This window comes from Pseudothioclava alba (genome assembly GCF_033100795.1).
In the GTDB taxonomy this organism is placed as follows: Bacteria; Pseudomonadota; Alphaproteobacteria; order Rhodobacterales; family Rhodobacteraceae; genus Pseudothioclava.
In genome coordinates, this window is the sequence record NZ_JAWLVI010000009.1 from 36,327 (window position 1) to 56,533 (window position 20,207).

At 62.9% G+C, this 20,207-nt stretch carries 21 protein-coding genes and 1 pseudogene; 10 read left to right on the top strand and 12 right to left on the bottom strand.

Features of this window, described 5'->3' with window-relative positions; translation table 11 throughout:
• Window positions 1-30: 30 nt before the first annotated feature.
• Window positions 31-504 (top strand): DUF2938 family protein, encoded by a 474-nt coding sequence (locus tag RYZ20_RS14795; protein ID WP_317674816.1) that lies wholly within the window; start codon window positions 31-33, stop codon window positions 502-504.
• Here the strand turns inward: RYZ20_RS14795 and RYZ20_RS14800 are convergent.
• A complete protein-coding gene (locus RYZ20_RS14800; RefSeq protein ID WP_317674818.1) occupies window positions 501-1,202 on the bottom strand; it encodes a GntR family transcriptional regulator in 702 nt (233 codons plus the stop codon). The genes RYZ20_RS14795 and RYZ20_RS14800 overlap by 4 nt on opposite strands.
• A gap of 99 nt (window positions 1,203-1,301) precedes the next feature.
• On the opposite strand from RYZ20_RS14800, the gene uxaC reads away from it, so the two are divergent.
• The 5 genes from uxaC to uxuA are packed head-to-tail and all read left to right on the top strand — an operon-like array spanning window position 1,302 to window position 6,894.
• Window positions 1,302-2,708, top strand: a complete 1,407-nt coding sequence (gene uxaC, locus RYZ20_RS14805; RefSeq protein WP_317674820.1) for a glucuronate isomerase — start codon at window positions 1,302-1,304, stop codon at window positions 2,706-2,708.
• 29 nt (window positions 2,709-2,737) lie between these two features.
• Window positions 2,738-3,562 carry a 5-dehydro-4-deoxy-D-glucuronate isomerase gene (gene kduI / locus RYZ20_RS14810; protein WP_317674822.1) on the top strand — a complete coding sequence of 275 codons (825 nt, stop codon included), beginning with the start codon at window positions 2,738-2,740 and terminating at the stop codon, window positions 3,560-3,562.
• A complete protein-coding gene (kduD, locus tag RYZ20_RS14815) occupies window positions 3,559-4,311 on the top strand; it encodes a 2-dehydro-3-deoxy-D-gluconate 5-dehydrogenase KduD (protein WP_317674824.1) in 753 nt (250 codons plus the stop codon). The genes kduI and kduD overlap by 4 nt, the downstream gene beginning before the upstream one ends.
• A complete protein-coding gene (locus tag RYZ20_RS14820; protein ID WP_411572360.1) occupies window positions 4,301-5,728 on the top strand; it encodes a mannitol dehydrogenase family protein in 1,428 nt (475 codons plus the stop codon). The genes kduD and RYZ20_RS14820 overlap by 11 nt, the downstream gene beginning before the upstream one ends.
• Entirely contained in the window at window positions 5,725-6,894 is a 1,170-nt protein-coding gene (gene uxuA, locus RYZ20_RS14825; RefSeq protein WP_317674826.1) for a mannonate dehydratase, read from the top strand. The genes RYZ20_RS14820 and uxuA overlap by 4 nt, the downstream gene beginning before the upstream one ends.
• Here the strand turns inward: uxuA and RYZ20_RS14830 are convergent.
• Window positions 6,891-7,679 carry an IclR family transcriptional regulator gene (locus tag RYZ20_RS14830; protein WP_317674828.1) on the bottom strand — a complete coding sequence of 263 codons (789 nt, stop codon included), beginning with the start codon at window positions 7,677-7,679 and terminating at the stop codon, window positions 6,891-6,893. The genes uxuA and RYZ20_RS14830 overlap by 4 nt on opposite strands.
• A gap of 153 nt (window positions 7,680-7,832) precedes the next feature.
• Between RYZ20_RS14830 and RYZ20_RS14835 the strand changes: the two genes are divergently transcribed.
• Together RYZ20_RS14835 and RYZ20_RS14840 are read left to right on the top strand one after the other, a co-directional pair.
• Window positions 7,833-8,972: a type 2 periplasmic-binding domain-containing protein gene (locus RYZ20_RS14835; protein ID WP_317674830.1), complete on the top strand. Its 1,140-nt coding sequence runs from the start codon at window positions 7,833-7,835 to the stop codon at window positions 8,970-8,972.
• Entirely contained in the window at window positions 8,969-10,105 is a 1,137-nt protein-coding gene (locus RYZ20_RS14840; RefSeq protein ID WP_317674832.1) for a CaiB/BaiF CoA transferase family protein, read from the top strand. Before RYZ20_RS14835 ends, RYZ20_RS14840 begins: the two co-directional genes overlap by 4 nt.
• A 59-nt stretch (window positions 10,106-10,164) precedes the next feature.
• Here the strand turns inward: RYZ20_RS14840 and RYZ20_RS14845 are convergent, their stop codons facing one another.
• From RYZ20_RS14845 to RYZ20_RS14890, 10 genes are all read right to left on the bottom strand, one after another.
• The gene (locus RYZ20_RS14845) at window positions 10,165-11,004 is read right to left on the bottom strand and encodes a fumarylacetoacetate hydrolase family protein (protein WP_317674835.1); all 840 of its coding nucleotides are present in this window, start codon (window positions 11,002-11,004) and stop codon (window positions 10,165-10,167) included.
• 17 nt (window positions 11,005-11,021) lie between these two features.
• Window positions 11,022-11,759: an SDR family oxidoreductase gene (locus RYZ20_RS14850; RefSeq protein WP_317674837.1), complete on the bottom strand. Its 738-nt coding sequence runs from the start codon at window positions 11,757-11,759 to the stop codon at window positions 11,022-11,024.
• Window positions 11,760-11,785: 26 nt separating this feature from the next.
• Complete coding sequence (locus RYZ20_RS14855) at window positions 11,786-12,232, bottom strand: MaoC family dehydratase (protein ID WP_317674839.1); 447 nt, start codon at window positions 12,230-12,232, stop codon at window positions 11,786-11,788.
• Window positions 12,225-13,280 carry a Gfo/Idh/MocA family protein gene (locus tag RYZ20_RS14860; protein WP_317674841.1) on the bottom strand — a complete coding sequence of 352 codons (1,056 nt, stop codon included), beginning with the start codon at window positions 13,278-13,280 and terminating at the stop codon, window positions 12,225-12,227. Before RYZ20_RS14860 ends, RYZ20_RS14855 begins: the two co-directional genes overlap by 8 nt.
• Window positions 13,273-13,602, bottom strand: coding sequence for an L-rhamnose mutarotase (locus tag RYZ20_RS14865; protein ID WP_317674843.1), 330 nt, complete (start codon window positions 13,600-13,602; stop codon window positions 13,273-13,275). The genes RYZ20_RS14860 and RYZ20_RS14865 overlap by 8 nt, the downstream gene beginning before the upstream one ends.
• A complete protein-coding gene (locus RYZ20_RS14870; RefSeq protein ID WP_317674845.1) occupies window positions 13,599-14,717 on the bottom strand; it encodes a mandelate racemase/muconate lactonizing enzyme family protein in 1,119 nt (372 codons plus the stop codon). Before RYZ20_RS14870 ends, RYZ20_RS14865 begins: the two co-directional genes overlap by 4 nt.
• Before the next feature lie 3 nt (window positions 14,718-14,720).
• Window positions 14,721-15,806 (bottom strand): ABC transporter ATP-binding protein, encoded by a 1,086-nt coding sequence (locus RYZ20_RS14875; protein WP_317674847.1) that lies wholly within the window; start codon window positions 15,804-15,806, stop codon window positions 14,721-14,723.
• A 5-nt stretch (window positions 15,807-15,811) separates the two neighbouring features.
• Window positions 15,812-16,678, bottom strand: coding sequence for a carbohydrate ABC transporter permease (locus RYZ20_RS14880; protein WP_317674849.1), 867 nt, complete (start codon window positions 16,676-16,678; stop codon window positions 15,812-15,814).
• A gap of 3 nt (window positions 16,679-16,681) precedes the next feature.
• On the bottom strand, window positions 16,682-17,578 hold the full coding sequence (locus RYZ20_RS14885; RefSeq protein WP_317674851.1) for a carbohydrate ABC transporter permease: 897 nt from the start codon (window positions 17,576-17,578) through the stop codon (window positions 16,682-16,684).
• Between the two features lie 103 nt (window positions 17,579-17,681).
• Window positions 17,682-18,983: an ABC transporter substrate-binding protein gene (locus RYZ20_RS14890; protein WP_317674853.1), complete on the bottom strand. Its 1,302-nt coding sequence runs from the start codon at window positions 18,981-18,983 to the stop codon at window positions 17,682-17,684.
• 164 nt (window positions 18,984-19,147) lie between these two features.
• On the opposite strand from RYZ20_RS14890, the gene RYZ20_RS14895 reads away from it, so the two are divergent.
• Together RYZ20_RS14895 and RYZ20_RS14900 are read left to right on the top strand one after the other, a co-directional pair.
• The gene (locus RYZ20_RS14895; RefSeq protein WP_317674855.1) at window positions 19,148-19,978 is read left to right on the top strand and encodes an amidohydrolase family protein; all 831 of its coding nucleotides are present in this window, start codon (window positions 19,148-19,150) and stop codon (window positions 19,976-19,978) included.
• Between the two features lie 108 nt (window positions 19,979-20,086).
• Window positions 20,087-20,207: pseudogene (locus tag RYZ20_RS14900) on the top strand (IS3 family transposase); the annotation flags it as partial.

Sequence of the window (20,207 nt, forward strand, 5' to 3'; positions counted from 1 at the left end):
CCAAAGGGGCAATCTTCAAGGGAGAGGAAGATGTCACTGATCTGGGTCGGCCTTGTGATGGGGCTTGGCGGGACGATTGCAATGGACCTTTGGGCGCTGGCGCTGAACCGCGCGGCGAGGGTGCCGCTGGCGAATTGGGGCAATGTCGGACGGTGGGTCGTGCATCTGTTCAACGGCAAGGTGTTTCACGACGACATCTCGGCGGCCTCGGCCATCCCGAACGAAACCGCCATCGGCTGGGTGTTTCACTATGTCGTCGGTGTGATCTACGGCATCGCCTTCGCCATCGGCGCGGGGGCCGCGTGGTTTGCCGCGCCCGCCTTTGTGCCGATCTGGATTTTCGCGCTGGTCACAATCGCGGCGGGCTGGTTTTTCCTGCACCCCGGTCTTGGGCTTGGCGTGGCGCTGTCGCGCACGGCAACCCCGTGGAAAGGCCGCATCATGGGCCTGATCGCGCATACATGGTTCGGGCTTGGAATGTGGCTTGGCGCGCTGGTCGCCTAGGCGCTTTCGGCCTCGAACAGCGCCTCATTCTCGGCGCGGATGCGGCCAAGCTGATCCTTGATCCGGCCCAGATGCGCACGCATCAAGTCGCTTGCGGTATCGGGGTTGCGCGCCCGTAGCGCCGCCAGAAGCGCGACATGTTCCTCCCACGCCACGCGCGACCCGAACGAGAGCGACAGCATCCGCACCCTGTCCATATGGCCCTTGTTCTCGGCAATCATATCCCAGGTGAACCCCAGCCCCGCACCAACACAAATCTGGCGGTGGAACGCCTCGTCCAGCTTGTGAAACTCCGCCCGGTCATCGCGGTTGATCGCCGCGTCCTGCGCCTCGATGATCTGTCCAAGCGCGTCAAGATCGGCCTCCGTCAGAACGGTTGCGGCCACGCGCACCGTTTCGACCTCAAGCGCGGCGCGGATAAACCGCGCGCGCATCACGGCCTTGGGTGAAATCAGCGTGACTGTCGTCGCCCGCTGAGGCCGGATCAGCAAGAACCCCATCTTGGAAAGCCGGTAGAACGCGTCGCGCACGGGCTGGCGCGAGACACCCATCTGCCGCGCGACCTCCACCTCGGACATCTTCGCCCCCGGCTTCAGCTCAAGCGTCAACACCTGCCGGTGCAGCTCGTTAAACACAAGGTCAGCCACCGAGGGGCGCGCGGCAATATCCAGTTGCGGCAAGTGGACAGGATCAGTCATCGGCCTCTCTCATTGACGGGCTTCGTTATTCTAGAATATTAGTCTATCAGCGAACCGAAAGTCCACCTGCGGAATTATCAGCCAAACGGGGCAAATGTCATGGCATTGCTGGATGAAAACCGTCTTTTCCCTGTTGATCCGGGGCTGCGGGCCTTGGCGCGGGGGCTGTATGAGACGGTGCAGGCCGCGCCGATCGTCTCGCCCCACGGGCACACCGACCCGCGCTGGTTTGCGCAAAACGCGCCCTTCCCCGACCCTGCGCAGCTTTTCGTGACGCCTGACCATTACGTGTTCCGCATGCTTCATTCGCAGGGCGTTCCGCTGGACACCCTGGGGATTCCGCGCAGCGATGGCGGGTCGGTCGAAACCGATGGCCGCACGATCTGGCAGCTCTTTGCCCAAAATTACCACCTGTTTCGCGGCACGCCCTCGCGGCTTTGGCTGGACCATTCGTTCCAAGAGGTCTTTGGCCTGACCGAGCGCCTGTCAGCCGCCACTGCCGATGCCTATTACGACCATATCGCCGACTGCCTCACCCGCCCCGAGTTCCGCCCGCGCGCCCTGTTCGACCGCTTCGGAATCGAGGTCATCGCCACGACCGAAAGCCCCCTCGACGATCTGCGCTGGCACCGGCAAATCCGCGAAAGCGGCTGGGGTGGGCGGGTCATCACCGCCTATCGCCCCGATCCTGTGGTGGACCCCGATTTTCAGGGATTTGCCGCCAATGTCGAAACCTTCTGCGCGCTTGGCGGGCAGGCGGGTACCGGCTGGACGGCCTATCTGAACGCCCACCGCACACGGCGCGCCTGTTTCAAATCCTTCGGAGCCACCTCGACCGACCACGGCCACCCGACCGCCCGCACCGAAAACCTGCCCGCCGCCGAGGCCGAGGCGCTGTATAACAAGGTTCTGTCCGGTCGCGCCGATGCCGCCGAACGCGAGGCATTTCGCGGCCAGATGCTTACAGAAATGGCGCGGATGTCGGTGGAAGACGGGCTTGTGATGCAGCTTCACCCCGGCGCGTCGCGCAACCATTCAGATGCGGTTCTGGGCCGCTTCGGGCGCGACAAGGGCTATGACATCCCCACCCGCACCGATTACGTCACCGCGCTGCGCCCGCTGCTGGAGGCGGTGGGCGAAAGCCCCGATCTGACGCTAATCCTGTTCACGCTGGACGAAAGCACCTACGCGCGCGAGCTTGCCCCGCTGGCGGGCGTCTACCCCTGCCTGCGCCTTGGCCCCGCATGGTGGTTCCATGACAGCTATGAGGGCATGATGCGATTTCGCCAGATGACCACCGAAACCGCAGGCTTTTACAACACCGTCGGCTTTAACGATGACACCCGCGCCTTCTGTTCGATCCCTGCGCGCCACGATGTTGCGCGGCGTGTGGATGCGGCCTTTCTTGCCGGACTTGTCGGCACCGGACGTTTGGCCGAGGACGAAGCCTTTGATCTTATTCACGAACTTGCACACCGGCTGGCGCGTCGCGCCTATCGGCTGTGACCCCTATCCGCCATTTGAAAGGACCGCACATGCTCCATGTCGAAACCCGTCACGCCATCCACCAAGATCACGCCCGCACGATGGGCACGGCGGATCTGCGCAAACATTTTCTGGGTGAAGGGCTGTTTCAGGCGGGGCAAATCCGGCTGATCTACACCCATTACGACCGCTTTGTGATCGGGGGCGCGGTGCCTGCGGGCGCGCCCCTTACGCTGGACAAGGTCGCGGAAACCCGCACCGCAACCTTCCTTGAGCGCCGCGAGATGGGCATCGTGAATATCGGCGCGACCGGCACCGTTTCGGCGGGCGATGAAAGCTGGCAGATGGAGACGGGCGACGTCCTGTATCTGGGCATGGGCGCTGGCCCCGTGACCTTTGCTGGAGAGGGGCGGTTCTACATCACCTCGGCGCCCGCGCATCGCACCTTCCCCAACCGCCTGATCCGCATCGGCGAGTCAAACGAAATCCGCCTTGGCGACACCGCCACCGCCAACAAGCGCGTCATCAACCAGTTTATTCACCCGCTTGTGATGGAAAGCTGCCAGCTTGTTCTGGGCTATACGACGCTTTTGGATGGCTCGGTCTGGAACACCATGCCCGCGCATGTGCATGACCGCCGGATGGAGGCCTATCTGTATTGGGGCATGGACGAGGCCGCCCGCGTTGTCCACCTGATGGGCGAACCGCAGGAAACCCGCCACCTGATCGCCGCGAATGAAGAGGCCGCGATCTCGCCGCCTTGGTCGATCCATGCGGGCGCGGGGATCGGAGCCTACAAGTTCATCTGGGCGATGGCGGGCGATAACGTCGATTACACCGACATGGACTTTGTGCAGCCCGGAGAGATGAAATGAACCCGTTTTCCCTTGAAGGCCGCCGCGCGTTTGTCACCGGCGCGAATACCGGCATCGGGCAGGCGATTGCCGAAGCCTTGGCCGCACAAGGCGCGCATGTGACCTGCGCGGGCCGCTCGTCCGCCGCCGAGACTGTGGCGCGCATCCACGCCGCGGGCGGCACGGCCGATGAGATCACGCTTGATCTGTCAAACCCGATGGCCGCGCGCGATGTGTTTGCGGATCAGGGCTATTCGATCCTTATCAATAACGCGGGCATCATCCGCCGCGACGAGAGCCTCGACTTTTCCGAGGACGATTGGGATGCGGTGATGGACCTTAACCTCAAGGCCGTGTTCTTCACGGCCCAAGCCTTTGCCCGCGCCTGTCTGGAGCAGGGCGCGGAAGCCGAGAGCCGCGGGGCGATTGTGAATATCGCCTCGCTGCTGTCGTTTCAGGGGGGCATCCGGGTGCCCTCGTATACGGCGGCGAAACATGGGGTCGCGGGGCTGACCAAGATTTTGGCGAACGAGTGGGCCGCAAAGCGGATCAACGTCAACGCCATCGCGCCGGGCTATATCGAGACGAACAACACGACAGCGCTGCGCGGAGATCCTGTCCGCAATCAGGCGATCCTTGAGCGCATCCCCGCAGGCCGTTGGGGTGCGCCCTCTAACATCGGCTGGACGGCGGCGTTCCTGTGTTCACCCGCCGCAACCTATATTCAGGGCGCGGTTCTGAATGTTGATGGAGGCTGGCTTGCCCGCTGATCGCCTGTCCCGCACTGCGCCCGCGCCGAAGACGGGTATCGTGCATCTTGGCCTTGGCGCATTTTTCCGCGCGCACGGGGCGATTTATACCGAAGAGGCTGTGGCGCACTCGGGCGGCGATTGGGGGATCATCGGTGTCTCGCTGCAATCGCCCACGATGCACGATGCGCTCACCCCGCAGGGCGGCACCTATACCGCACTAGAGCTTGCCCCCGAGGGAGCAAAGCCGCGCCATGTCCAGATCGTGACCGAGGTGTTGGTCGCGCAGGACAACCCTTTGGCTGTGCTAGAGAAAATGGCCGACCCCGCGATCCGCATCGTTTCGCTGACGGTGACGGAAAAGGGCTATTGCCACGCCCCCGCGACTGGCGCACTCAACCTTGCGCATCCTGATATTCAGCACGATCTGGGCAACCCCCTGCCCCGCTCGGCTCCCGGATTTCTGGTCCGCGCGCTAGAGCTGCGGCGGCAGCGCGGGCTTGCGCCGTTTACCGTCCTGTCTTGCGATAACCTGCCCGAGAACGGGCGCGTGGTGCGGGGCGTCGTGCTGGCCCTCGCGCAACAGATCGACCCTGCGCTGGCCGACTGGATCGCGCAACAGGGCCGCTTTCCCGCAACGATGGTGGACCGCATTGTCCCCGCCACCAAGCCCGAGGATTTGGCCACCGTCGCCACCCTCACCGGCACCCACGACGCCGCGCCCGTCCTGCACGAACCCTTCCGCCAATGGGTGATCGAGGATGACTTTGTCTCGGGCGCGCGGCCCGACTGGGCCTCGGCGGGCGCGCAGATGGTGCGCGATGTCACGCCGTTCGAACATATGAAGCTGCGGATGCTGAACGGCACCCATTCGGCGCTGGCCTATCTGGGGTATCTGGCGGGGCATGAGACGATTGCCGACACGGTGGCAGATCCGGTGTTTGCGGGCTTTGTCCGGCGGCTTTGGCAAGACGAGATCATCCCCGCCCTGACACCGCCGCCCGGGGTTTCGCTTGCCGACTATGCCACCGCGCTGTTCGGGCGCTATGCCAACCCCGCAATCCGGCACCGGACATGGCAAATCGCGATGGATGGCAGCCAAAAGCTCCCGCAGCGCATCCTTGGCACCTTGGCCGAGGCCCAAGCCACAGGCCGCGCGTGTCCGGGGCTGATGCTGGCCGTCGCCGCGTGGATGCGCTACGTCGGCGGCATCGACGAGACAGGCGCCCCGATCGACGTGCGCGACCCGCTGGCCGACCGCCTGCGCGCGCTGTCGGACGGGGCAGACACGCCCGAGGGCAAAGTGCAGGCGCTTCTGTCCGTTTCTGAAATCTTCCCGCCCGCGCTGGCCGTCCCGCTGGAAGCCCCCCTTACATCCGCCTATCTGGCCCTTCTGGACAAGGGCGCACGGGCCGCAACCCACGAGGTCTTTGCATGATCGAAACATGGCGCTGGTATGGCCCCGACCTTGATACGATCTCCCTGTCCGAGGTTGCGCAGACCGGCGCGACGGGCATCGTGAACGCACTCCACGAAATCCCCTATGGCGAGGTCTGGACCCGCGAGGCCATCGCCGCGCGCCGCCGGATCATCGAGGACACGGGCTTTCGCTGGGAGGTGGTCGAAAGCCTGCCGATCCACGAACGGATCAAGCGCGGCGATGGCGATCTGTCGGCGCTTTTCGCCGCCTATCGTCAGTCGATGGTGAACCTTGCCGCCGAGGGTGTGCAGGTAATCTGCTACAACTTCATGCCGGTGCTTGACTGGACGCGCACCGATCTGGCCGCCCCCGTCGCGCGCGGCGGCACCTGCCTGCGGTTCGAGGCGTATCGGATGGCGGCCTTCGAAATCCATATGCTCGGGCGCGAGGGCGCGCGCGATGATTACGACCCCGAGGTTCAGACCCGCGCGACAGAGTGGTTCTCTGCCTCGACCGAGGCCGAACGTGAGGCGCTGCTTTATGCCATCATGGCGGGGCTGCCAGGTGCCTTTGATCGCTATGACATCAACGGGCTGCGCACGCAGCTTGCGCTTTATGACGGGATCGGGCGCGAGGGGATCCGCGCCAATTACCGCCGCTTTCTGGAAGAAGTCATCCCTACGGCAGAAGAGGTCGGCCTGCGGCTTTGCGTCCATCCCGACGACCCGCCGCGCGATATTCTGGGCCTGCCGCGTGTGGTTTCCACCGCCGAAGACATCGACTGGATTCTGAACGCGGTGGACAGCCCCGCCAATGGCCTGACGCTTTGCACCGGCTCGCTTGGCGCGAACCCCGCAAATGATCTGCCCGCGATTGCCGCGCGCTTTGCGGAGCGCATCCACTTCGCCCATCTGCGCAACGTGCGCAAAGATGCCGATGGCTCGTTCGAGGAGGCCGCGCATCTGGATGGCGATACCGACATGGTCGCGGTTCTGCGCGTGCTGCTGGCCGAGGAAACGCGGCGCAAGGCGCAAGGGCGCAGCGATTGGAGCATCCCCTTCCGCCCCGATCACGGCCACGAGCTTGGCCCCGACATCGGGCGCGGCGCTTTCCCCGGCTATCCGCTGGTCGGGCGTCTGCGCGGGCTGGCCGAGCTGCGCGGCGTGATCCGCGCGCTGTCCTAGCGCACCCCCGCCCCCAGACGGCGCGAGATACCGGCGGCGACCTCGATCATCTGCTCGCGACATTCTTCGGCCGTGGCGATCGAGGTGCCGCTCAGGCGGTGGATAAACGGCATCGTCACCGAGGCGATCACCTTGCCCGAAAAGTCGAACACGGGAACGGCGATGTTCTTGACGCCCTGAATCGTCAGCGAGGGGGACTCGCAATAGCCCGCCGCGCGCACATCCGGCAGGTCGGCCACAAACGCGGCGCGGCGGTCTTTCGGCTCGTCGCCTGCATCGGCCAGCAAAGCCTCCAGCGCAGGCGGCTCCATCCATGCCGCAAGCACCCGCCCCGAGGCGGTATCGTAGATCGGGATATTCGCGCCCAACCGCACCGAGGTAATGTTGTTATCGGGGCAATCGACCTGCGCGATCACCAGCACACAGCCCGAATTGATGATGCTCAGGTGGATCGACTGGTTCAGCTGATCGGCAAGCCGCTGCATCGCCTCGCCCGCAATCGAGGTCAGCCGCCGGATCGGCGGGTGCCGATGCGCAACCTCGAACATCTTGGTCGTCAGGTAATAGCGGTCATCCTCGCCGCTTTGTTCGACATAGCCGCGTTCACACAGGACCATCACCATGCGAAAGATCTCGGGCGTGGTCCGGCCCAGTTTCTTGGCGATTTCAACCTGCGTCAGACCTTCGGCCACCGAGGCGAGAAGCTCAAGAATATCAAGCCCTTTGGACAAGGCCGGCGCGCGGTATTTGCCTTCGGCCGTCAGGTCTTCGGTCTTATCGGTCATATCGTCCATCGCTTTGCCAAAGGGGGTTTTGCCTCTGATTATATAGGCTTGCGCATGAGCGGCTTGCAACCTTGGCAAAATCGCTATCACATATAAAATCTGCTTTTACATGTAAATTTTCCTTGCTACTCTGTCAAAAACGAGGAGCCTCGGATGCCGGAAAAAATCAGATTGAAGGGGATGACCTGGTCAGACCCGCGCGGCTATGACCCGCTGGTAGCGGCAAGCGCGGCTTTTGCGGAAACCCACCCCGAGGTCGCGATTCACTGGGACAAGCGCTCTTTGCAGGGGTTTGAAAGCACGCCGGTCGATGAGCTTGCGCGCGCATATGACCTGATGATTATCGACCACCCGCATGTCGGGGCGATTGTTGCCGAGAATTGCCTCTTGCCGCTGGACACCCATGCCCCGCCCGCCACGCTGGAGCGTCTGGCCTCGGAAACCGTGGGCAAAAGCTATCAGAGCTATTTCTACAAAGGGCATCAATGGGCGCTGCCGGTCGATGCGGCGACGCAGGTGCAGGCGATCCGGCCCGATCTGCTGGACACCCCCTTGCGGCGCTTCGACGATGTGCTGGCGCTGGCACAAGAGGGGCGCGTGCTGTGGACGCTGCGCCCGCCGCATGTGCTGATGTCGTTCTTTACCATGATGGCCAATGCGGGCGCGCCTTTCCCCGTGACCCGTGACACGCCGCTTGACGAAGGGGTCGCGCTGCGGGTTCTGGCGGCGATGCACAGCCTTGCCAGCAATGTCGATCCGGCCTGTCGTGGCATGGACCCGATCGCCGTTTATGACGCGCTCAGCGAGGGGACGCGCTTTGCAATGTCACCCTTCGCCTATCTTTACGCCCCCTATGCCCGCGCGGGACACCGCGCTCATCGGCTTGCCTTTCACGACATTCCGGCGCTTGGCGCATCGGGGCCGCTTGGCTCGGCGCTTGGCGGCACGGGGCTGGCAATTTCGGCCCGCACCGCGCACCCCGAGCTGTGCACCGAGTTCACGCTTTGGGTCGCCTCGGCCGTCATCCAGCGCGGGCTTTATAGCGACCACAACGGCCAGCCCGGCAACGCGATTGCCTGGGCCGACGCAGAGGTCAACGCGGCGACGGGCGGCGCCTACGCCAACACCCGGATGAGCCACGAGGCCGCCTGGCTGCGCCCGCGTCACAATGGCTATATGGGCTTTCAGGAGGCTGGCTCCGAAATCATTCTGGACGCCATCACCGGCAAGACCGCCCATCCGGCGGCGCTGGAGGCGCTGCGCAAGGCTTTTGACGAAAGTTTCCCCGAATGACCTCTCCCCTTCCGCTTAGTGGCCTGAAAGTTCTGGATTTCTCGCAATTTCTGGCGGGGCCGTATTGCGCGCTCAAGCTGGCCGATCTGGGGGCCGATGTGGTCAAGGTCGAACGCGCGGGACTAGGCGATCTGTCGCGCTATCTGTATCTTACCGACACGAAAATCGGCGGTGAAAGCACCATCTTCCACGCGATCAACCGCAACAAGCGCTCGGTCGCGGTGGACCTCAAATCCGAGGACGACAAAGCGCGCCTGCGCAAGCTGGTCGAAGGCGCGGATGTGATCTTGCAGAACTTCCGCCCCGGCGTGATGGAGCGCTTGGGCTTTGGCTATGAGGCCGTGCGCAAGATCAACCCGAGCGTGGTTTATGGCACAGTGACGGGCTACGGGTCGGAAGGGCCGTGGGTGGACCTGCCGGGTCAAGACCTTCTGGCGCAGGCGCGCTCTGGCGTCATGTGGCTGTCGGGCGGGGCGAATGACGGGCCGGTCGCGATGGGCCTGCCGGTGGCCGATGTGCTGGCGGGATCGTCGCTGGCGCATGGGGTGCTGGCGCTTTTGTATCGGCGCGCGACGCAGGGGATCGGCGGGATGGTCGAGACCTCGTTGATCGAGGTGCTGGCGGATTTGCAGTTTGAACTGCTCACGACATGGCTGAATGACGGGCGGCGCACGCCCAAACGCTCGGCCAATAATCCCGCGCACGCCTATCTGGCCGCGCCCTATGGCGTTTATGAAACCGCAAACGGGCATATCGCGATTGCGATGGGCAAGCTGGAGCTTCTGGCGCAAATCACAGGCATCGACCCGGCAACGGCGGCTCTGGATGCGTTTGAACACCGCGACCGGATCAAGGCGGCGCTTGCCGAGCGGCTGAAAACGGCGGACTCGGGCGCGTGGATGGAGAAATTCGTCGCCGCCGATATCTGGGCCGCGCCGGTGATGGATTGGAACGGGGTGATCGAAAGCGGCGTGCTGCAAACGCTGGATATGGTGCAGGACATCGCGCGCGGAGAGGTCGCGATGCAGACAACCAAGCTGCCGCTGCGGATTGATGGCACGCGTCCGGCCTCGGGGCGCGCAGCACCGGAACTGGGCGACGCCAACACGCTTTTGGAACGCGGCTGGGGCTGACGGGCGTATCCCAGATGCCCGTCAGGCAAGCCGTCGAAGGGGGCCAGTGGCCCCCTTCTTCATGCGTCGTCGATGCAGACCTGCCGCTGCGTGCCCAGCTTTTCGATGCCCAGTTCGACCACATCGCCCGCTTTCAGATACCGCGGCGGATTGAAGCCCAAGCCAACACCGGGCGGCGTGCCGGTCGAGATAATATCGCCCGGATGCAGCGTGAAGAACTGCGACAGATACGAGACCAGATGCGGGATGCGATAGACCATTGTCGCAGATGAGCCGTCCTGCATCCTCTCGCCATTCACATCCAGCCACATGCGCAGATTGTCGTAGTCGCCCACCTCGTCGGGTGTCACCAGCCACGGCCCCGTCGGCCCGAAATTATCCGAGGATTTCCCCTTCGACCACTGGCCCGCGCGCTCGATCTGATAGGCGCGCTCCGACACATCGTTGATCAGGCAGAACCCCGCAACATGATCCATCGCATCGGCCTCGGAGACATATTTTGCCTTCTTGCCGATAACAAAGCCCAGTTCGACCTCCCAATCGGTCTTTTCCGAACCGCGCGGAATGATGATCGGATCGTTCGGACCGCAGATGGCCGAGGTGTATTTCGCAAAGATCACCGGCTCGGGCGGAACCTCCATCCCCGATTCCGCCGCATGGTCGGCATAGTTCAGGCCGATACAGATGAACTTGCCGGTGCGCCCGACGCATGGTCCCAGACGCGGGGTGCCCTCCACCAATGGCAGGGTTTCAGGATCAATGGATTTCAGATCCGCAAGCCGCGTCAGCACATCGCCCGCGATGTCCTCCACATGCCCCGACAGATCGCGCAGGTTGCCCTGTGCATCCACAAGCGCGGGCTTCTCGGCGCCGCTTTCGCCGTAACGAGCCAGTTTCATGGCTATTCCTTTCTGGTTCAGGCGGTCCAGCCGCCGTCGATTACATGGATGGCGCCTGTCGTGAATCCGCTTTCGTCCGAGGCAAGATAGGCAACCAATGCGGCCACCTCATCGGGCTTGCCGATCCGGCCCATCGGCTGGCGCGCGACAAAAGCCTTCAGCGCGGCGTCATAATCGCCGGTGGCGCGCAAACGCTCGTGCAGGCTGGGGCTGTCCACGGTGCCCGGCGCAATGGCGTTGCAGCGGATGCCTTTGGTCACATAGTCGTTCGCAATCGCTTTGGTCATCCCCGCGACCGCCGCCTTCGAGGCTGAATAGACAAAGCGATTGACCGGACCCGTCACCGGACCCGCAACCGATGCCATATTGATGATCGAGCCTTTGCCCTGTTCGATCATCCCCGGCAGAACCGCGCGGATCATGCGAAACTGCGCCTTTGCGTTCAGGTCAAAGGCAAAGTCCCACTCGGCTTCGGTCGCCTCCAGAATAGTGCCGTTGTGGACCACGCCCGCGCAGTTGAACAGCACATCCACCGGCCCGATCTCTTCGATCAAAGCCGTGATCTGCGCGCCGTCCAGCACGTTCAGCTTGCGCGCCTCGATCCCGTCGATTGCATCCAGTTCCGCCAGCGCCGTATCGTTGATGTCGGTCGCGATCACCCGCGCACCCTCGGCGGCCAGGCGTTCGGCCGACGCACGCCCGATCCCTTGCCCCGCAGCCGTCACCAGACACAGCTTTCCAGTCAGTCTTTGCATCCGTTTTCCTTTCATGCCGCCGGCTATTACGCCTGCGTTTCCACCATGTAGATATGATCCGCGACAAGCACGGTCGCGCCATCCTGTTTGGTGACAGTCAATCGCTCTGTCACACGCCCGAAGCCGGGGCGCTTTTCCATCAGCTCTTTGCCGATGATCTCGACGTGGCTTTTGATCGTATCCCCGATGAACACCGGCTTCACAAAGCGCATCCGATCATAGCCATAGGAAAAAGCAACCGGATTGATGATCGTCGCGGTCAGCCCGACGCCAATTGTGAACACCATCGTACCATGCGCGATACGTTGCCCGAAGGGGAGCGTCTTGCAAAACTCGGCGTCCAGATGATGCGGGAAAAAGTCGCCCGAATGGCCCGCGTGGACGACAAAATCGGTCTCGGTGATGGTGCGACCGACGGTATCGCGTGCCTCGCCGATGGCGTAATCCTCGTAGTATTTCACCTGCTCAAGCATCGGGGGTCTCCTTAATCGGGTGCATTGGTCGGGCCGCGCTTTCATAGGCGGCCTCGACCAGCGCCATCGTGTGCCACGCATCCTCGGCCGAGCCTTCAAGCGCTGTATCAAGCCCTGCGGCAAACCGCTGGACCTGCGCGAAACGGCCCAGGAACGCTTCGATAAACCAGTTGCCTTGCAGCGGGATTTGCCGCCACGCGCCATCGGTGTTCAGCCAAAGCTCGTCCGGCTCGCCCTTGGGGTAATCCAGATTTACGCCCAGCTTGAGATAAGCCGCGCCCTTGGTGCCGCAGATGCGGAACTCGCAGGCCTGAAACTTGCGCCCGAAGCTGTGGTTATGGTTGATCGACAGCGCACAACGCACATCCGGCCCATAGTCCAGCATCATCGAGCTGCGCGTATTCGACACGGTTGACGACGGGTGCCCCATCGTGCGCGCATGGACCCCTTTCGGAGTGCCCAAAAGGTCGCGCACGAAATCAAGATAGTGGATCGAGTGGAGCAAGATCTCGACGCGCGGCAGGTTCGCCAGAAACGCCCAAAGGTGCCACGGCGTATCCAGCGCAAGCCATGCGTCGAAATCCACGATTTCGCCCAAAAGCCCCCGCGCAATCGCATCTTTCAGCGCCAGCGACATCGGCGCAAAGCGAAGCTGGAAATTCACCGCAGCCTTGATCTTCTTACGCCGGAGAACCGAGATAATCCGGTTCGCCGCCGCCAGATCGGACCCAAGCGGCTTTTGGATAATCGCGATTGCGCCCTCGGGCAGAGCCTCCAGCAGATCGGCAATCGCGGCGGGCGGAACGGCCAGATCGAACACCACGCCCGCCTGCGCCACCGCCTCCGCGCGCGAGGCAAAGGGGCGCACTCCCCATGTCGCGGCAACCGCTTCGGCCTTGGCGGTGTCAGGGTCGAAAATTCCCGCGACCGGCACGCCCAGCGCGCGGTAGGCTGGCAGATGCGCGTCCGTCACAATCGACCCCGCGCCGAAAATCACCACAGGCGTCGGCGTGGCGGGCATCTCGATGCTTTGGCGCAGCTCAGTCATGATGGAACACCTCCTCCATTTCGGCCCACCATTCGCCCTCGGCGCGGGTGTCCAGCGGGTTTTGCAGCGGCATACAAACCGCCCACCAGCGCTGTGTTTCCGGGTCGGCCGCCATCTGCGCCATATCGGCGGCGAAATCTGTGCCGATATATTCGAAATAGGCGAACAGCAGGTTTTCCGGCTCTTTCAGGTAGATCGAGTAATTGCGGATATTGCACGCGGAGATCTTGGCCAGAACGCCGGGCCAGACCTCGGCGTGAAGGCGTTTGTATTCGGCGATTGCCTCGGCCCCGATGCCGATAAGCTGTCCGTGGCGCGTCATGGTGTCCCCTCCGTTATCTCGAACGCGCTGCCCGCAACGGTCTGCGCGCGCAGGCGGTCATCGTCCCACTCGATCCCCAGCCCCGCCGCTTGCGGCGCAAGCGCCATACCGTCCGCGCGTCCCATTGGTGCGGCGATGTCCTCAAGCTGCGGGATGTATTCCAGCCACGGCGCATTCGGCACGGCGCAGACAAGGCTGACGTGCAGTTCCATCAGGAAGTGGGGGCAGATCGCCATGTTGCAGGCTTCCGCCATATGCGCGACCTTCAGCCAAGGGGTAATGCCCCCCACCCGCGCGACATCGGCCTGAACAATGCCGCAGGCGCCGGTGGTGATGTAATCGGCGAACTGACCGGGGCTATAGAGGCTTTCGCCCACCGCCACAGGAACCCGCGAGAGCGCCTGCAAACGCCGATGCCCCGCGATGTCATCGGCAGGCAAAGGCTCTTCGAACCAGCCGATATTGAACTGCTCCAGCATCGGCACGCGCCGCAACGCCTCGGCGGCGGTCATCGACTGGTTGGCGTCGGTCATGATTTCGTAGCTGTCCCCAAGGGCCGCGCGCACCGCGCCCAAACGCGCCGCATCCTCGGACAGTGCGGGCTTGCCGATCTTGACCTTCGATCCGCGGAACCCCTGCGCCTGCGCGGCCAAGGCGTCCTCGACCAGCGCCTCGGGCGACAGGTGCAGCCAGCCGCCCTCGGTCGTATACATCGGCACTTCGGCCTTGGCCCCACCCGCCAGCACATGCAGCGGCAGGCCGGTCTTATGCCCGCGCAAATCCCACAGCGCCGTATCCACCGCTGCCAGCGCCAGCGACATGATCGGCCCCACCGCCGTCGCGTGGGTATGAAACAGAAGGTCGCGCCAGACCGCCTCGATCCGGTCGGCATCCTGCCCCATCAGGCGCGGCAAAAGCGTATGCTGCAAGAGCGCCAGAACCGAAGGGCCACCGTCCCCGATCGTGTAAGAATAACCCATGCCGCGCGCGCCCTCGGCATCCTCGACCACGACAAAGATCGTTTCTTGCGACTTGAACGACTGGATCGCATCGGTGCGTCGGACCTTGGGCACCAGATCCACCATAAAGGCCCGCGCGCGTGTTACCCTTGCCATGCGTTACCCTTTCAGCGTCAGACCAGTTTCGGCGTCAAACAGGTGACATTTGTCGAGCGTGATCTGAAAGACCATCCGCTCGCCCGCGCGCACCGGACGGGGGTTGAGCATCTTCGCCTGCACCTCGGTCCCCGCCAGTTCGGCAAACAACAGGGTCTCGGTGCCCAAAGGCTCGGTCAGGTTCACGGTCATTTCGACCCCGGCCATATGCGCGCCGGGCGGCAGCGCGTGGCCCTCGGGCATGATGTTATCCGCGCGCACGCCGAACTGGACCGCCTGCCCCTCGCGCCCGTGACACGCGGGCGGCACGGGTATGCGCGTGCCATCGGCCAGCACCACCTGCCCGCCCTCGATCACCCCATCCAAAAGGTTCATCGGCGGCGAGCCGATAAAGGTCGCGACAAAGGTGTTCACGGGGTTTTCAAAGACCTCAAGCGGGGTGCCGACCTGCTCGATATAGCCGTCCTTCATGATGACAATCCGGTCCGCCAGCGTCATCGCCTCGATCTGGTCATGGGTCACATAAACGATGGTCGAGGTGACTTTCTGGTGCAGCTTCTTGATCTCGACCCTCATCTGCGTGCGCAGCTTGGCGTCAAGGTTCGACAGCGGCTCGTCGAACAGGAACACATCCGGATGCCGCACAATCGCGCGGCCCATCGCAACCCGCTGACGCTGCCCGCCCGACAGCGCGCCGGGCTTGCGATCCAGCAACGGGGTCAGCGACAGGATCTCGGCGGCCTCATCCACCGCCTTGTCGATTTCGGGTTGAGAATGCTTGGCGATTTTCAGAGAAAACCCAAGGTTCTGGCGCACGGTCATATGCGGGTAAAGCGCGTAGTTCTGAAACACCATCGAGATATTGCGCTCGCGCGGGGGCAGATCATTCACCACCCGATCCCCGATCAGAACCGCGCCGCCGGAAATATCCTCCAGCCCCGCGATCATCCGCAGAGTCGTGGATTTCCCACAGCCCGACGGGCCGACCAGCACGACAAATTCGTTATCCGCAATCTCAAGGTTGATCGCGTGGACAACCTCCAGCGCGCCGTATTTCTTGACCACATTCCGAAGCTGGACCTGAGCCATCGTCTTTATCCTTTCACGCCGCCGAAGGTCAGGCCGGCAATGAGGTGTTTCTGCACAAGGAAGGTCAGGATGAGCGCGGGGATAATCATCAGCACCGCCAGCGCGCACATTCCGCCCCAGTTAAGAGTGAATTCCGAAGTGAAATCCAAAAGCCCGACCGGCATCGTTTTCGACGTCACCGAGCGCGTAAGCTGCGAGGCGAGCGCATATTCGTTCCACGAGGTCAGGAAGGCGAAGATCCCCGCCGAGGCGATGCCAGAACGCGCAACCGGAAATTCCACCCGCCAGAACGCCTGCCAGCGCGTGCACCCGTCGATCTCGGCGGCTTCGGCCAGTTCGGGCGGCACTTGGCGGAAGAACCCGTCGATCAGCCAGATCGTGAAGGGCACATTCATCGCGACATAGGCAAGGATCATCCCGAAATGCGTGTCGATGATCCCCACCCGCGCAAAGATGATGAACAGCGGCAGCGAGAGCGCAACCCCCGGCACCGCGCGCGTCGCCATCAGCCCCACGAAAATCGCGCCTTTGAACCGGAAGCGGTAGCGCGCGAAGGCATAGCCGCCCCCCATCCCCACCAAAAGCGCAATCACCGTCGATGTGACCGAGATCACCAGCGAGTTGCGGAAATAGGTCAGGATCGGCACGCCGCCCTCGCCCACGCCCCCAAACATCGCGCGGTAATGATCGAGGTTCAGCTCGTTCGGAATCCAGACCGGTGGCTTCGCCATAATCTCGACCGTGGGGCGAAACGAGTTCAGCACCACCCACAGCCCCGGCACACACAGCACCATCATCGCCAGAAGCAGGCCCACGAAATGCATCGCTTTCAGCGTCCGGCGGCGGTTTCGATGCGTCAGATTGCTGGCCATGGCTTACATCCCCATCCCAAGCTCAAGCCGTGCCTTGGTCAGCTTGCGGAAGAAATAGATCGTGAAAAAGATCGCGAGGAAGATCGAGATATACCCCATCGCATTCGCATACCCCATGCGGGCATCGACATAGCCCGTGCGCCCGATCAGCGTCCATAACAGCTCGGTCCGGCGCGCGGGGCCGCCGTTGGTCATGATCTGCACGATGTCATAGGCCCGCGCCACATCCAGCGAGCGGATCGCCATCGCAATATAGATGAACGGCATCAGAAACGGCAGCGTCACAAAGCGGAACGATTGCCACGGCGTGCAACCGTCCACCTTGGCGGCCTCAAGCGGGTCTTGCGGGATCGCGTAAAGCCCCGCCAAAATCAGGATCGCGAAGACCGAAGTCGAGGTCCAAATCTCGGCAAAGATAATCGAGAACAGCGCCAGTTGCCCGTCCACCAGCCACGGGATCGCAACATCCGTCATCCCCAAAGATTGCAGCGCGTTATTCACCAGCCCCACGTTATCGTTGAAGATGAACTTGAACTGGAAGCCCACAAGGATCGGGGAAAACATCATCGGGAACATCATCATCGTGCGCAGCACCCGCTGCCCGCTTGTCACTTTGGACACCATCAGCGCCAGCCCAAGGCCGAACAGCATTTCCAGATTCAGCGCGATTGTCAGCAGCAGAACCGTGCGCCCGAAGGCCGCCCAGAACTTCGCATCCCCCACCGCCTTTTCATAGTTGAACAGCCCGACCCAGCGATAAAGGCTTTCAGGTTTGGTCAGGCGGTAGGGCGTGAAGCTTGAATAAAGCGACAGCACCAGCGGGACCAGCACAACAGCCATAAGAATAACGATGGCAGGCAGCAGCAGCACAAGCCACGGCGGAAGTTTCAGGTGCTTCATTGCGGTATCCCGTGCATCGGCAGGGCGCGGCCCCGCCTTCGGATCAACAAAAAAATGACAGGCGGCGCGCCCTTGCAAAACGCGCCGCCCGAAACCGGGTGCCTTAGTAGACGCCCTCTTCGCGCATCAGACCGTCAACGGCATCGGCCGCATCGGCCAGAGCCTCGTCCACGGTCTTGTCGCCAAGGATCGCGGCCTGAAGCTCGGGGTAGATGAGGTTCGTCGCCTCGATCCACAGCGGCGTTGGCGGCACGGCAAAGGCGGTTGCCGCCGTTTCCTTGAAGGCGGCCAGAACTTCGGAACGATAGGGATCGTCCTTGGCCTGCTCGGAAACATAATCCCAAACGGCGGTGCGTGTCGGCAGCGGGCCAGCGGCGCTTTCAAGCTTCTGGCTGTCTTCGTTCGTCAGGAAAGCCACCAGCGAAGCCGCCGCCTCTTTGTTGGCGCAATCCTCGGTCACAGAGAACCCGTGGAAACCGGACCAGCCGGTGCGCACCCCTGCCGATCCCTTGGGCGCAGGCGCAACGCCCACCTTCCCCGCCAGCTTCGAGCTTGCCGGATCGTTGAAGAAACCCGCCCAGCCCGGCCAGTCAAGGTTCAGCGCGATGGTCCCAGAGGCAAAGCCGTTACCCAGATCATCCCACAGATAGTTCGTGGTGCCTGCCGGAACCGCCTTGGCATTATACAGATCGACAAACCACTGGAGCGCGCGCTTGCCAGCATCCGAATTGAACGCGGGCGAGAAATCATCATTGAACAGCGTGCCGCCCTCGGCCACGACCATTTCGTAATAACGCCCGACGATGGCCTCGTCCTTGCCTGCGTATTGCGTCCCATAGCGGTTCGGCGGGTCCGAGAAGAAGGTCGCCTGATCCTTGACTTGCGCCCAGGTCTCGGGGACGGCCAGCGGATAGCCGTATTTCGCCTCGAACGCCTTGGCGCTTGCGGCGTCTTCGTAAAGGCTCTTGTTGTAATACAGCGCCGAAACGTCGAACTGCGCACGCGGCAGCATCACCAGACGCCCATCAAGCGTTGCCGCCTTGATATTCGCCTGCACAAAGCCCGCGACCTCTGCCGCCGGAACCAGAGCGGTCAGATCGGTGTAAAGCGAGGGATATTGCGAGGCAAAGGACGAATGGTTCGATCCCACGCACCAATCGGTCGTGCCTGCCGCGATGTCTGACTTGAATTCCTTGTCCAGCTCGAAGTGGTTTTTCTTCGAGATGATGTTGACCTTGGCGCCCGTCGCGGCCTCCCAATCCGCGATGCGCGCATAAAGCGCCTCATATTGCTGACCACCGATCAGCTTGGCGTCGATGGTCACGCCATCGAACTCCCCCGCACGAACCCCCGGCGCCATCGCCAGGGCCAGACCTGCGCAGGTCATTCCTAATACAGTCTTCATTTCTTCCTCCCGTTGGAACGAACCGCACCCCGGTTTCGTCTGTCGATCCGGAGCCATTGCGGATCGGTTGTTTCATATTCGGAAGCGGCTTTTATATATAAACTTGACTTTCGCCGGTGAGTCAAGCGAACTGTGAAAAAGGCGCGCGCACGAAAGGACACCCCATGCTGATCGACACTCACCTGCATCTGATTGACCGGGACCGCATTGCCTATCCGTGGCTCAAGGATGTGCCGCCGCTGGATCGCGACTGGAGCTATGATGCCTATGAGGCCGAGGCGCGGCGTCTGGGGATCGGCGCCACGCTGCACATGGAGGTGGATTGCGCGCCACACGACATCGGCAAGGAAACCGCGTGGATTGCCGAACTGATGCGCCGCCCCGACAGCCTGATCAAAGGCGCGATCTCATCCGCCCGCCCTGAAAGCGAGGGCTTTGGCGCCTTTCTGGACGGGCTGGACCTCGCGGTCGTCAGGGGCATCCGGCGGGTGCTGCATGTCGTCCCCGATGAGGTCTCGCAAGGCGCGCGGTTCCGCGCCAACATCCGCAAGCTGGGGCAAGCGGGCCTGCCCTTCGATATTTGCGTTCTCGCGCGGCAATTGCCACTTGCCGCCGCACTGGCCGATAGCTGCGAAGGCACCGAATTCGTGCTGGACCATTGCGGTGTGCCCGATATTGCGGGTGAGGGCTTTGACGATTGGGCGCGCGACATTACCAAGCTTGCGAAGCGCCCCAATGTCAGCGCCAAGATCTCGGGCATATCGGCCTATGCCGCGCCGGACTGGACGCTGGACACGTTGCGCCCCTATGCCGAACATATCATCGCCAGCTTTGGCTGGTCGCGGGTTGTCTGGGGGTCGGACAGCCCCGTTTGCACGCTCAATGCCAGCCTCAGCCAATGGGTCGCCGCAACCCGCGCGCTGTTCTCGGAAGCCTCGGACGCCGAACGCCGCGCGCTGTTTTCGGGCAACGCGCGGCGGATCTGGTCGCTTTAGGTGCTGACGTGCTCCCCTGAAAAGTCCTCGATTTGAGGTTAGGCTGTTCTCCAACTGAGGAGACAGACGATGAAGAGAAGCCGTTTCAGCGAAGTGCAAATCATTGGCATTGGCACCAGAGCGCCGATGGCGATCCCACAGGAGCCAAACCAGCGCTGGAGCCTGGACTTCGTGTCAGACACACTTTCCGAGGGGCGCCGGTTCCGCATCCTGAACGTGATCGACGACT